The 13,033-nt window shown below is 44.7% G+C and carries 16 protein-coding genes; 2 read left to right on the top strand and 14 right to left on the bottom strand.

Translation table 11 applies throughout. The features are described from left to right. Nucleotides 1-313: 313 nt before the first annotated feature. Nucleotides 314-1,389, bottom strand: a protein-coding gene (locus tag ACXAC1_RS11730; protein WP_475058452.1) for an IS3 family transposase whose coding sequence is annotated in 2 segments (ribosomal slippage) — nt 314-1,128 and nt 1,128-1,389 — 1,077 coding nt in all. Because the reading frame shifts where the segments join, the coding sequence is not laid out codon by codon here. Nucleotides 1,390-1,478: 89 nt separating this feature from the next. Between ACXAC1_RS11730 and ACXAC1_RS11725 the strand changes: the two genes are divergently transcribed. Both ACXAC1_RS11725 and ACXAC1_RS11720 read left to right on the top strand, forming a co-directional pair. Continuing rightward, nucleotides 1,479-1,964, top strand: a complete 486-nt coding sequence (locus ACXAC1_RS11725; RefSeq protein WP_475061634.1) for an ankyrin repeat domain-containing protein — start codon at nt 1,479-1,481, stop codon at nt 1,962-1,964. A 98-nt stretch (nt 1,965-2,062) separates the two neighbouring features. Then, nucleotides 2,063-3,205: an IS4 family transposase gene (locus tag ACXAC1_RS11720; RefSeq protein WP_475061633.1), complete on the top strand. Its 1,143-nt coding sequence runs from the start codon at nt 2,063-2,065 to the stop codon at nt 3,203-3,205. Here ACXAC1_RS11720 and ACXAC1_RS11715 read toward each other — a convergent pair. The 13 genes from ACXAC1_RS11715 to ACXAC1_RS11655 form a co-directional block, all read right to left on the bottom strand. Further along, nucleotides 3,202-3,624 carry an ankyrin repeat domain-containing protein gene (locus ACXAC1_RS11715; protein ID WP_475061632.1) on the bottom strand — a complete coding sequence of 141 codons (423 nt, stop codon included), beginning with the start codon at nt 3,622-3,624 and terminating at the stop codon, nt 3,202-3,204. The two genes, ACXAC1_RS11720 and ACXAC1_RS11715, sit on opposite strands and share 4 nt — an antisense overlap. A 94-nt stretch (nt 3,625-3,718) precedes the next feature. Beyond that, nucleotides 3,719-4,150 (bottom strand): tetratricopeptide repeat protein, encoded by a 432-nt coding sequence (locus tag ACXAC1_RS11710; RefSeq protein WP_475061631.1) that lies wholly within the window; start codon nt 4,148-4,150, stop codon nt 3,719-3,721. A 3-nt stretch (nt 4,151-4,153) separates the two neighbouring features. Beyond that, a complete protein-coding gene (locus ACXAC1_RS11705) occupies nt 4,154-4,588 on the bottom strand; it encodes a hypothetical protein (RefSeq protein WP_475061630.1) in 435 nt (144 codons plus the stop codon). Between the two features lie 11 nt (nt 4,589-4,599). After that, on the bottom strand, nt 4,600-5,403 hold the full coding sequence (locus ACXAC1_RS11700; RefSeq protein WP_475061629.1) for a hypothetical protein: 804 nt from the start codon (nt 5,401-5,403) through the stop codon (nt 4,600-4,602). A gap of 134 nt (nt 5,404-5,537) precedes the next feature. Continuing rightward, a complete protein-coding gene (locus tag ACXAC1_RS11695) occupies nt 5,538-5,900 on the bottom strand; it encodes a DUF4150 domain-containing protein (RefSeq protein ID WP_417505256.1) in 363 nt (120 codons plus the stop codon). A gap of 27 nt (nt 5,901-5,927) precedes the next feature. Then, the gene (locus ACXAC1_RS11690; protein ID WP_475061628.1) at nt 5,928-7,085 is read right to left on the bottom strand and encodes a DUF2169 family type VI secretion system accessory protein; all 1,158 of its coding nucleotides are present in this window, start codon (nt 7,083-7,085) and stop codon (nt 5,928-5,930) included. 12 nt (nt 7,086-7,097) lie between these two features. Further along, complete coding sequence (locus ACXAC1_RS11685) at nt 7,098-7,625, bottom strand: bacteriophage T4 gp5 trimerisation domain-containing protein (protein ID WP_475061627.1); 528 nt, start codon at nt 7,623-7,625, stop codon at nt 7,098-7,100. Continuing rightward, on the bottom strand, nt 7,626-9,254 hold the full coding sequence (locus ACXAC1_RS11680) for a type VI secretion system Vgr family protein (protein WP_475063819.1): 1,629 nt from the start codon (nt 9,252-9,254) through the stop codon (nt 7,626-7,628). 53 nt (nt 9,255-9,307) lie between these two features. After that, nucleotides 9,308-9,655, bottom strand: a complete 348-nt coding sequence (locus tag ACXAC1_RS11675; RefSeq protein ID WP_475061626.1) for a hypothetical protein — start codon at nt 9,653-9,655, stop codon at nt 9,308-9,310. Nucleotides 9,656-9,863: 208 nt separating this feature from the next. Beyond that, on the bottom strand, nt 9,864-10,445 hold the full coding sequence (locus tag ACXAC1_RS11670; RefSeq protein WP_475061625.1) for a suppressor of fused domain protein: 582 nt from the start codon (nt 10,443-10,445) through the stop codon (nt 9,864-9,866). Nucleotides 10,446-10,459: 14 nt separating this feature from the next. After that, entirely contained in the window at nt 10,460-11,428 is a 969-nt protein-coding gene (locus tag ACXAC1_RS11665) for a GH-E family nuclease (RefSeq protein WP_475061624.1), read from the bottom strand. A gap of 54 nt (nt 11,429-11,482) precedes the next feature. Further along, nucleotides 11,483-11,845, bottom strand: coding sequence for a DUF4150 domain-containing protein (locus ACXAC1_RS11660; protein ID WP_417505256.1), 363 nt, complete (start codon nt 11,843-11,845; stop codon nt 11,483-11,485). Between the two features lie 26 nt (nt 11,846-11,871). Continuing rightward, the gene (locus ACXAC1_RS11655) at nt 11,872-13,029 is read right to left on the bottom strand and encodes a DUF2169 family type VI secretion system accessory protein (RefSeq protein ID WP_475061623.1); all 1,158 of its coding nucleotides are present in this window, start codon (nt 13,027-13,029) and stop codon (nt 11,872-11,874) included. Nucleotides 13,030-13,033: the final 4 nt, after the last annotated feature.

The following is a 13,033-nucleotide window of genomic DNA, read 5'->3' as shown; positions in this document are numbered from 1 at the left end:
CGATACCTGAGGATAAAAAATTATATTCAATTTCAATAGGATAGAAAATATAAACTTTTCTTTAAAATGACTTTTTAAAATATTTCCTAACTTAAATTATTTTTAACTAAAACATTCTTCCCTTCTAATACATCTTTATAAATCAAGCTGCAGCAACAGTCGATATGTGGTTCATCAGGCTCATCATCTAAGTAGTCATCTTCATCATCTAAGTAGTCATCATCATCTAAGTAGTCATCATCAATAAAAAAATATTCACCTCTTAGAGTATTTTGGTAATCCTCCCTTTTTTAACTTAGCTCAAAAGTAGAGGTTAAGCAGCCATTAGAGGTGGCTTGCCTCCGTTAGCTGTATGTGGTCTTTCGTGATTGTAAAACCACAACCATTTCGTTGCATAGTCTTGCACTTCCTCAAGTGTTTCAAAAAGATGCTTGCTTACCCATCCATATCTAGCTGTTCGATTATATCGTTCAATATAAGCATTTTGTTGTGGATTGCCAGGTTGGATGTATTCAACTCTAATGCCTTTCTTTTTAGCCCAACGAGTAAACTCATGACTCACAAATTCCGGCCCGTTATCACAACGCAGTATCTGTGGTTTATCTCGCCATTCAAGCAATTGCTCAAGCGTGCGTATCACCCTCAAGGTCGGTAAGGAAAAGCCTGCTTCCATCGCTAGTCCTTCGCGCTTGAAGTCATCGATTACGTTAAATAGACGATAGTGGCGACCATCGATAAGTTGGTCATGCATAAAGTCCATAGACCAAACCTGATCTCGTTTGGTTGGCTCCTTCAAGGGTTCAGGTACGTTCCGCTTTAAGCGTCTTCTTGGGCGGATTCGTAGATTCAACGCCAACTCGCAATAGATTCGATAGACACGTTTATGATTCCAAGTGTGGCCTTTTACGTTTCTTAGATAAAAGAAGCATTGCCCAAACCCCCAATCCGTTTGAGTCTCTGCTAGGTCAACTAAAAGTTTAGCGATCAAAGCATTGTCATCATTCAAAAGGCTCTTGTAACGATAACAGGTTTCACTGATCATAAAAGCAGAGCAGGCCAAACGAATGCTCACCGCCTTATTCGCTACAGCATGAAGTGCCATCTCTCGTCGAAGGGATGGCTTCACCACTTCTTTGCCATGGCTTCCTGTATGATCTCCGCCTTTAACCGTTCTTCTGCATACATCTTTTTAAGACGACGGTTTTCTTCCTCAAGTTCTTTCATACGAGCCATTAAAGAGGCATCCATATCACCATATTTGGACCGCCATTTGTAAAATGTTGCCGAGCTCATACCATGCTCTCGACATAGCTCAGGAATGGGTGTGCCTGCCTCTGCTTGCTTTAGTATGGCCATGATTTGGCTATCGGTATAACGTGATTTTTTCATGCAGAACCTCCTGCGTTTAGAGTACGAGAAAATTCTACTTTTGGCTGCTGTTATTTTTCGGGGGGATTACCATTCAATAGTGTTATAGCATGAATAGATTTTTTAATTGTTGTTTTAAAATTATTTTCGTGTCACTTTTTTCAGTATTGATATGTGCTTGTTCTTCACTTTTTAGAAAAAACATAAATGCAGAAGATCATTTTGAGTCTCAGATGGTTCAATTAATACATGCCATAGAAAAAGGTGACAAGAGTAAAGCCCAGAATTATTTAGATCAGGGTCTTGACCTAAACATCCGTGGTGAGCATGGTTTAACCCCTCTATTTTACTTTATAACCAACAAAGACATCGACTCGATAGAATTAGCATTACAGCTCGGGGCTGACCCAAATTATAGCGCTATTGTCTCCTCTGAAAATGGCCCTTCTTGGCGCTATCCACCGATTGATGCCATGGCGGGAGGTGGTAGCAATACAGTATTTGAATTGCTTTTAAAATACGGAGCTGATCCTGAGGTATCCCCACAAAATTTCAATATAGATCAGAATGTTAGAGCAAGAAGGGAACGTTCATAGCTCTTGGCGATCAATAATTTCGCCAAAAACAACTCACCACCAGAGCCATGAACGCGACTACTATATTGAACAAAATCCTCCCGATTGTCAGCCCCAACATGCATAAAACTCGACGCAAAGCGCTATCTGCTTGCGTACTCAGCTTAGCGCAAGGAAGCCTTTGTACCGTAACCAGTATTGGTCGAGGGATCCAATCAAGTGCTTATGAAAAGCACCGTATTAAACGTTCAGACCGCCTGCTCTCCAATCCGAACCTGCGACGTGAATCTATTTCGCTGTATGCCCACATAAGTCGGCTTTTTGTGGTTCGATCTCGTCCAATTATCAGCGTGGATTGGTCAGATTTAGATGCCCGTGGTCAGCATTTCTTGATTCGCGCCAGTACCGCTTTTGAAGGTCGATCCATTACACTTTATGAAGAAGTTCATGACAAACTCACAAAAGAAAAACCTAAAACGCACCGGCAATTTTTGAGAATGTTAAAAGCTCTGCTTCCAAGTAAAGCGAAGCCCATCATTGTAACGGACGCTGGTTTTAAGACACCTTGGTTAGAGGAGGTCGTGAAGCAAGGCTGGGATTATGTCGGTCGAGTCAGAAAGCCACGTAAGTACTATGATAACTCGCTTCAAGCTTGGCGTTGTATATCCACTTTATTCTCAAACGCCAATCAAAAACCTCAGCATCTTGAGCTTAAACATCGCCAGTCAAGTCCGGTCACCAACCAGTTTGTTCTCTACAAAAGCTCTCCCAAAGGACGTCATTCTATAAATCAGAAAGGAAACAGACGAGCTTCCTTGTCTTCACTCACCGCAGCAAGAGGGGCAAAAGAACCTTGGCTATTAGTGTCTTCTCTTCCAGTGAACCGTCTTTTTGCAAATCGATGCGTCAAGGCTTATGAAACAAGAATGCAAATTGAAGAAGGGTTTCGAGATATGAAAAGTAGCCGATTTGGCTTGGGTTTTGAGCTAAGTTACACGTTTAAAATAGAGCGTCTGATCAACCTGATACTACTCACGACTCTTACTGCGATCTTGCTGGTTTTAGTAGGAAAAGTCATAGAGTTGACGGGTCATGCGAAGTGTTTCCAGGTCAATACGATACGCAAACGAAGAGTCTTGTCTCACTTCTATCTTGGAAAACGAGCCGTAATTACCCGCTTCCAGATATCAAAAAATGACTGGCGAGACGGCATCAAACAACTCACTCAGCAACTGACGAAAAGGAAGCAAAATTATGCTTAAATTTGTGGGGATACCTCAGGATCAGCTCCGTATTTTAAAAGCAATTCAAATACTGTATTGCTACCACCTCCCGCCATGGCATCAATCGGTGGATAGCGCCAAGAAGGGCCATTTTCAGAGGAGACAATAGCGCTATAATTTGGGTCAGCCCCGAGCTGTAATGCTAATTCTATCGAGTCGATGTCTTTGTTGGTTATAAAGTAAAATAGAGGGGTTAAACCATGCTCACCACGGATATTTAAATTCACGCCCTGATCCAAGTAATGCTGAGCTTTACTCTTGTCACCTTTTTCTATGGCATGTATTAATTGAACCATCTGGGGTTCAAAATGATCGTCTGCGTGCACGGTTTTTCCTCCGATAAATGAGCAGCCACAAAGAAATGTGGCGATGGAGGCGAAGAGAAAAACAAATTTCATAGTGTCCTCTTCCTTGGAAAAAGTAGTAAATAAACTATTGCATATAAGAATCAAATCATCCTTTTTTAAAAATCTAGAGCAAAATTTTCTTTTTCTATAAACGAACATTCTTCTTAATTAAATTTAAATAAAACTCTCCCTCTTCTCCATCTAAATCAAATATACTTTCTCCATCAAGCATATATGCTTTTAAAAGGTTTTCTACACCTTTACTTTCATTACCCAACTCAATCTCACACTGACCAAGTCGATAATGAACTAACGGATTCTCTCTACCTTCTTCAGAGTTCAATGCATCTATTAAAGCTTGCTTTGATCGCTCATAATCTTCTTCAAAATAATATGCATCGCCAATTGATGCCATGAACCAACCATAGGCATCCCATTGATTTTTTGGTTCAGGCAATAAATCAACACCTTTCATCCATGATTCTATTGCTTCTAAATTCTGGTCATTGTCATAAAAATCATTTCCTTCTGAGGCATAGAATTCTATTTTCTCAGAAACACTATCACTTAACTCCATAATTTAATCACTCTCTTTCTCTGATAGATAAAACTTTAAAAATTTTTCATCTTCATCTCTAAAACAACGTCCTTTAGAAATGCTATTTGCTTTATCAAAAAACTCAAAAGATTGCTCTTTTCGATCCATCAAAAACAAAATTTTTCCTTTAAGAAAAAAAGGCCCATCTTCATAATCGAATAATTTTCCATCATTAATATAAAGATCGATTAAATTTAAAGCTTCTTTCATGTTACCGAAATCAATATATGTATAGACCATTGATTGTACGAAGCTCCATGATACATCCCATGAAAACTTCGAATCCGGTATTTTACTCCACGCTATATTTGCTAATCTCATCATTTCATCAGGATTATTAGCTTTATAAGCATTGTAAGATGATATAAATAAATCATCTATTTCATTTCTCAATTTGGGATCAAGCGTTGAAATCATAGTCATTCCTACTATTTAGTTGGGGGTAAATATCTCTGAGTGAGTTTAGCACCGTCAGATCGGTTTAGTGAATAATGATCTAATGTATAATTATTTGAATCTAGCATCCATTTTCTAACCTCTTTTGACTTTGCACCATAGTGACGACCAGTTTCATTCCACCAGCTAACGGCATCTGTAGGGGTATGAGCCATATCGGCATCTTTTAAAGGGTACCAATTACCATTTGATGCTTTAAACTCAACTCCATTTCTTCCATCTCTAAGTTTACCCTCAGACCTCATTCTATCTTGAACCTCTCGGCCAGTTCGAGATTTCTTGCTTGGAGTACGCCCTAAATATTGCTCGCGTAATTTTTTCGGTTTTTTCTTTGATTTCTCAACATACCCACCATCTTTACCCTCACCTTCTTTCGGCTCTTCAGTATCCTTGTCTTTCTTCGGTGGTTTACTTGGCGGTGGGGCATCAGCTTTCTTTGCTGCGGCTTCAGCGGCTTCTTGCTTGGCTTTGGCTTTGGCAGCCGCTTTGGTTGCGTGTTTTGCTGCAGTAGCAGCCTGACCACCAATAGGGGAAGCGGCCGCTAAACTGATGGCCGCATTAGTATAATCCTTTTCATAAGCATAGAGCGCGGCATTCGTTAAGTCGGCTGCGATCCCTAAACCAGGCACCATCCCAACGGCATCAAGCGCATCATGAACGTCTAGCGAAGCAACCGCCGAGAAGGCCGACGACCAAAACCCTTTTTCTTCTTCCATTGGCTCTATTGGCGGAGCACTATTGCTCGCACCGCTGGCCTCGGGGCTTGTCTTAGGCACTACCTGTCCTGTTGTGTTCGCAGGCGCTGCGGGTGCAGGTTGTCCATTTGGGTGTACGCTTCCGGATTTCGGCGCTTTACTTCTTCCCATGAGTGATTAATTCTCGTCGTCCGATTGACTGGCTATTGGATGGGCTAAGGCTTCTCAGCGTTCATCCAGACTTGATCACCCGTTCGCACAATGGGTTTGCCATTGACGTATACGGTGCTGCTTTTCAATATGCTGTAGCTGATTTTGACGTGCGTTCCAGACACCACACCCATTCCCGCTCCTGGCTCGTCCCCTGTAATATTGTCCACGAAGCTTTCATCGTGCAGGTAGGCCGCTTTCTTGCGAAAAAAGACATTCGGGGAGCATTGCTTACTTTTATCCATGGTGTGGGTAATCATGTAAGGCACGGGCACCCCCACCGGTTTACTAGGGGTTAAGCACACATCGGGGAGCAGGGAGATCAACATAAAGTCTCCGTCTTGTGCGGTGGCGGATTCATTGGCCATGGTGTTTTTACGTCCTCTTTAACGGTGTTAGCCTTTGCTTTGCGCTCGTTGGATTAACTCAGCGTTTTTTGCCCGAGCGGCTTCGATGTCCCAAGTTCCCAGCTCCATTTGTTTGATACCCGCCTTGGCTGCGACCGCCGCACGGCGTACGACCGATACGGTGAGTTGCTGCATATCGAAGATTAAGGTGTCGGTTGCCATGGGTTTGAACAACGGCACGCCGGCTTCCAGTCGAAGCAGTAACTTGATATCGGGAACAGGTAATTTAAAGCGCAGTGTTCCTTGTGGATGCAGGCCGACCAATGCGACCTCTTCCCCACCCTCTGGGTAGTCAATCTGCTGGTCTGGGGGAGCGGCATTCCAGTAGGCAAAGTCAAAATCGAGAGGCAGTTTCGGCCAGCGTGTGGCTTTCCATTCCTCGTCGTAGGTGCCCGCTAGGCTGGCTCTGGGTTGCCACCAACGTCCGACAGGGCCAAGTCCTACAACAGGGTAATCACCGTGGTCCGCATGTTTTACGGTAAAAGGGGTTTCGAAGGCTTCGATAGAGGGCGCGTAGGCGTAATCAATACCGCTTTTTTTACGCCAAGTACGGTCACTAAAGCCTGAGCCAATTGGGTTGGGCTTGTGATATTGATACAGTTCAGGGTCTTGGCCTTCAACAGGAGGCATTGGCCATTGGCATGTACCGCCATAGGCCAATTCATAACGGATGGGCACATGTTCCACTGTTTCCGGGGACGCCATAGACCAAGTGCCTAACAAGCGTTCCATTCGGCGAGGACCAACAACCGTTAAACGCTTTTCCCAATCGCCAATGCGGACGCCAACAGGCCAAGATTCGCTCGGCTTGCCTTCAGGAGCGTAGGCCACCGCATGGGCAAATAAGATATCGCATTTGGGTTTGTAAGGGGCGAAGTCGCTTTCTTGGATCACCGACGAAGTATTGATCTCTTCGTAATATTGATCCGTGGTCACCAGCTCGGCTTGCTGATCTGCCAGCAGCAAATGCCCAGCCTCATCCACTTGGGTCATGTCATAGGTTAAGCGACTCACCATGACGTGAAAGACATCGTCGTTAACGTCCATCATCTGGTAGTACTGACTAGGGTAAGCCGTGTGGTTGAGCACTTTGGGCAGTGGCGCGCCTTTGACGTCGGGCGCGATGACTGATTCGGGTCCGTTCATTTCCCAACTCTCCTAGTTTAAATCAATGCGCGAGCTGTCTAGCTGAATATGGCTTTCACCCGTGATATTCAGCTTCACACCGTTGATAAACACATTGCCTTCACTGTCCATTTGTAGGATGGACTTACCGCACACCAGTTTGATCATTTTGCCCGCGCTAATGGTCAGTGTTTCGCCAACTTCTAAGTTATCGCTGGTGCCGACACTGGTGTCTCGGCTCACACCGATCGTATTGGACTGTTTCATACCAATGTTGTTTTGTTGGGCAACACCGACGGTATTGGTTTCGTTGATACCGACGTTGTGCATTCGCACTAAACCAACGGATTTCACCTCAGCCATCGCGGTGGTATGGATACGGTTTTTTGAAATCGTGGTAGTTTCATTACTGCCGACCGTATGGGTTTTGTTCGCAGCCACCGCAACGGTTTCATTGGCACCGACGGTTTCCGAGCGGTTTGCACCAATCGAAATCGTCTCATTCACCCCTACGGTTTCGGTGCGGTTGACGCCGATGGCGATGGTTTCGTTGTTGCCCACTTATTCGGTACGGTCCACACCAATGGTGATGGTTTCGTTGTTGTCGACGGTTTCCGTGCGATCATGGTGGACGAAGACGGTTTCGTCGTTGTCGATGGTTTTGGTGCGGTCGTGGCCCACCCAGTGGGTTTCATCGTTTTCAACTTCGATGTCTTGGTTTTTCTCGGCATGAAGAAACACTTGCTCTTCGCCGATTTTGTCTTCAAAACGCAGCCAGTTGGCATTGGCCGCGGTGCCTTCTTTGGTGGAGCGTGTCAAAATACCACTTTGGGTTTTGTTGGCAGGCAGCTCCCAAGGCGGCATTTGATCGGCATTGTAAACACGCCCTGTGATCAGTGGGCGGTCAGGGTCGCCATCCATAAAGTCGACGATGACTTCTTGGCCGATACGCGGTAAGAAGATCGCACCCCAGTTTTTGCCGGCCCAGTTATGGCTAACGCGTACCCAGCAGGAGCTGTTTTCGTCGTAGCTGCCGTAGCGATCCCATGGGAATTGGATTTTCACACGGCCGTATTCGTCGGTGTAGATCTCTTCCCCCGGTGGTCCTACGACCATGGCATTTTGTGGACCTTGCATTTGTGGCCAGCCAGTGGTCATGGGAGGACGGTAAACCGTACCAGAGGGGATACACTGGAAACGGTTTTCGTATTGCATTTCCGTTTCGTCGTCGACTGTGTATGAGTAGTCTTGGGCTTCGTGACGCACACTCAGCAACATGTATTCGGCGATCTCTCCCGGTGAGTCATCGTGACGCGCGAGGGTAAATTTATGCCCAGAAGTAAAACTACGACAGCCACTTTCGCCGTGTACGATGTCGTGATGGGCTTCATCAGATTCCACGCGTAAGCGTGTCCAACCATCCCCGACGCCTTTTTCTTCGTAGCGACCAGGGTAAACAAAGTGTTCGTATTTACCGACACCAGGGACTTTCATGCTGGCACTTTCGCCCGTCTGTAATTTGTTACGAGGCTTTTTAAAATCGTAATCACGTTTTGCATAGGCACCAGTGCGGAACTCATAGCGGTGATTCCAACCATGGATCGAGTGGGCTGTATGGGTACCACTGCGAAACTCCACCGCCGCTTCTTCGCATTGGCCGTAGCCACCAACGTGATCACTGATGACTAAGGTGTGTTTACCTGCTGAGTGTTCGAAGTAGTAGTAAATACCCTCTTCTTCAAACAATCGTGATAAGAAATCAAAGTCACTTTCTTTGTATTGAACGCAGTATTCGCGGGCTGGATGTTGGCCCACTAATCGGAAGGAAAAGTCACTGAAACCGTTTTCAGCGAAAATCGCCGAAGCGATCTCTTTTACCGTTTTGAACTGGAAAACTTTGCAGTCACTGGTTTGCGTTAAAAACCAGAACCAAGGCACAACCACGGCGGTGTAGCCTTGCAAGTCTTGAAGCGTATTACCATCTTGGCGAAAGCTTTGTACATAACCGTTGATGTAGCGATAGCTGCCCATTTGGAACAGTGCATTATCATCGGCTTGAGAAATTTTTAAGGTGACGTTTTTGCCTACGATTTGCGCAGGTGGGATGTCTTTGACTAAGGAGTATGCTTCGATCTCAAAGCCAAACAGCGTCGAAATCTTCTCTTCCCCGACCAAACGGTCTAAAGGCAGAGTGTCCGGCTCCGTATATCATCGTATTTTGTTAACTACAGTTGCAAATGACTTTATCTCGGTCTTTTGTAGCTGCGTTCACTAGAGTCCCAAAACAATTCTACCCCATCTATTTCAGCTATATACTCATTAAAGTTACTATTATTTCTTATCTCAGATAACATATCGAACCAGTGCTCTGCAGAATAAATGAAATCATTGATGTCTAATTCAAAAGCATCAACAGGTAACTGTATACGACCTTCAATAAAATCTACACCCTCTTTCAAATATAATTTATTATCACCGTACTCGTCAGTTATTTCCTTCAATACTGTAATATCTTTAGCCTTATCTAAAATAAGACGTATTTTTTCATTATCGTAGATAGCGCCAGTAAACAAAAAATATATTTCACCCATTATTCAACCTATACATAAGCTTCTTTAATAATTCAAAAAACATGAAACCAAGATAGTTTCATCAAAAATAGAAACGTGTCTTTCACCAAATATAAATTAGTATTATATAGCGAGATATTTTTTAATTTTAAAAACTATTTTTTAATTTCATCAGTCAATATAATATGGAAAATCCATATTATTATGTATTTTAAAATAGAAAATCTATCTAAATAACAGAATCACGATTCAAATTAAAAATATCAATTTGATTTTCTTCAAACAAATCCTCTAAAGATTCAGATCCATATTTTCTAGCGTACTCTCTTTCACTCTCAGAGATAGGAACTACCAAAAGCCAAGCTACTTTTTTATTTCCAAAACTAGATGTCTTTAATGTTTTATCCCATAAGAATGGAGAAGTGAAAAAAAGATGCTTCATACTGATTGTTTCTTCATATATATCAATCACATTTTCTAATATAGATCCTGGAGTGCAAAACCAATTATTATGTACTATATAAAATACAGCTGTACTTAAAATATTAGGAAAATTATAAAACTCCTCATAACAAGTACCAACTAGCTCCAAGCGCAGTGGAAATTCATCTCCATCACCGTTATGTTGTACATGATCAGATAGGCCAATTGTACCATATGATGTAACCCCATCATTAGGAGAATTCTCACACTCTAAAATATCGATATAAGAGATTTCACTATCATCCCAGTAGCGATTAACTGACGGTCTTGTACAAAATGCCTCTGCAATATTTTTAGCAATATCTCTATTTTCATTGGAAATTTTCATTAGAACCTCTTCTTTTAAAAACCAAAGTAGCTATCAGTGACATCTTCACCTTTATGACTTCGGTTCGAACTTGGTAGCTCAGGCCTGAAATGTTCAGGGGTATTGTGCTCATTTAAAAATTCTTTTCTAGTTATATCCCTCTCTGCAGCACTTTTTTGATGCTTTCTAAACTCAAACCCAGGTTTATGTCCCATATCCCAAGAAGAACTCTTCTCCATTTTATTCTGAGAAATAGGGTCATAAACATTACCATCAGATGATTTGGCATTCTCCCACACATCTTCTCTAACTCCCTTTCTATAACCAGACGGCCTCTTGTACTTTTTTTTCGCCTCTGGTGTCAAATTTCCATAGTCATCAAAATTCGAGTTTTTAAAGCTTGCTGGCTGTCCCTCAACATACCCACCATCTTTGCCATCTCCTTCTTTCGGCTCTTCAGTATCCTTGTCTTTCTTCGGTGGCTTGCTTGGCGATGGGGCGTCGGCTTTCTTTGCTGCGGCTTCAGCAGCTTCTTGCTTGGCCTTGGCTTTGGCTCCCACCTCTACAGCTGTTTCAGCAGCCTTGGCACCATATTTCGCGGCCGTTACACCTTGACCAGCACCAGGGATCATGGCCAAGACGCTTATACCTGCGGTTTTAAGGTCCCCTTGCGCTGCATAGAAAATAGCATTAGCCGCGTCAGCGAAGATACCAATCCCTGGGATCATCCCAGCAGCATCGAGTGCAGCATGCGCTGCATCGGATTTATTCTCTTCCCACCAATCTCCTTCACCTTCTATCGGTTCGATTGTTGGGGCACTGTTGCTAGCGCCACTGGCCTCGGGACTTGTTTTGGGAACAACCATTCCAGAAGTATTAGGTGGCGCTGCGGGGGCCGGTTGGCCATTGGGGTGAACGCTTCCTTCCTTTGGCTCCGGTAGTTCACATTCTTCGCCTGTTTCCCGATCTACACACACTGTCATCAACGATAGTTCGTGGCTCATTTCGCATCCTTATACGAGTCAATCCCTTTTGTTACAATGGCGATTGTTAAAGTGCTAAGGCTTCTCAGCGTTCATCCAGACTTGATCACCCGTTCGCACAATGGGTTTGCCATTGACGTATACGGTGCTGCTTTTCAATATGCTGTAGCTGATTTTGACGTGCGTCCCTGACACCACGCCCATTCCCGCTCCTGGCTCGTCCCCTGTGATGTTGTCCACGAAGCTTTCATCGTGCAGGTAGGCCGCTTTCTTACGAAAGAAGACATTTGGGGAGCATTGCTTACTTTTATCCATGGTGTGGGTAATCATGTAAGGCACGGGTACACCCACCGGTTTACTAGGGGTTAAGCACACATCGGGGAGCAGGGAGATCAACATAAAGTCCCCGTCTTGTGCGGTGGCGGATTCATTGGCCATGGTGTTTTTCGTCCTCTTTAACGGTGTTAACCTGCGCTTTGCGCTTGTTGGATTAACTCAGCGTTTTTCGCCCGAGCGGCTTCGATGTCCCAGGTCCCCAGCTCCATTTGTTTGATACCCGCTTTGGCAGCGACCGCCGCACGACGTACGACCGATACGGTGAGTTGCTGCATATCGAAGATTAAGGTGTCGGTTGCCATGGTTTTGAACAACGGCACGCCGGCTTCTAGTCGAAGCAGTAACTTGATATCCGGGACTGGTAATTTAAAGCGCAGTGTTCCTTGCGGATGCAGGCCGACCAATGCGACCTCTTCCCCACCCTCTGGGTAGTCAATCTGCTGGTCAGATGGGGCGGCATTCCAGTAAGCAAAGTCAAAATCGAGAGGCAGTTTCGGCCAGCGTGTGGCTTTCCATTCTTCGTCATAGGTGCCCGCTAGGCTGGCTCTGGGTTGCCACCAACGTCCGACAGGGCCAAGTCCTACAACCGGGTAATCACCTTGGTCCGCATGTTTTGCGGTAAAAGGGGTTTCGAAGGCTTCGATGGACGGTGCGTAGGCATAATCAATGCCGCTTTTTTTACGCCAAGTACGGTCACTAAAGCCTGAGCCAATTGGGTTGGGCTTGTGATATTGATACAGTTCAGGGTCTTGGCCTTCAACAGGAGGCATTGGCCATTGGCATGTACCGCCATAGGCCAATTCATAACGGATGGGCACATGTTCCACTGTTTCCGGGGACGCGATAGACCAAGTGCCTAACAAACGTTCCATTCGACGAGGACCAACGACGCTTAAACGCTTTTCCCAATCGCCAATGCGAACGCCTACTGGCCAAGATTCACTCGGCTTGCCTTCGGGAGCGTAGGCCACAGCATGGGCAAATAAGATATCGCATTTGGGTTTGTAAGGGGCGAAGTCGCTTTCTTGGATCACCGATGAGGTATTGATCTCTTCGTAATATTGATCCGTGGTCACCAACTCGGCTTGCTGATCTGCCAGCAGTAAATGCCCAGCCTCATCCACCTTGGTCATGTCATAGGTTAAGCGGCTCACCATGACATGAAAGACATCGTCGTTAACGTCCATCATCTGGAAATACTGACTAGGGTAAGCCGTGTGGTTGAGCACTTTGGGCAGCGGCGCGCCTTTGACGTCGGGCGCGATGACTGATTCGGGTCCGTTCATTTCC

Source organism: Marinomonas sp. AWM4_232 (genome assembly GCF_056158325.1).
This window is presented reverse-complemented; position numbering and strand designations above follow the sequence as displayed.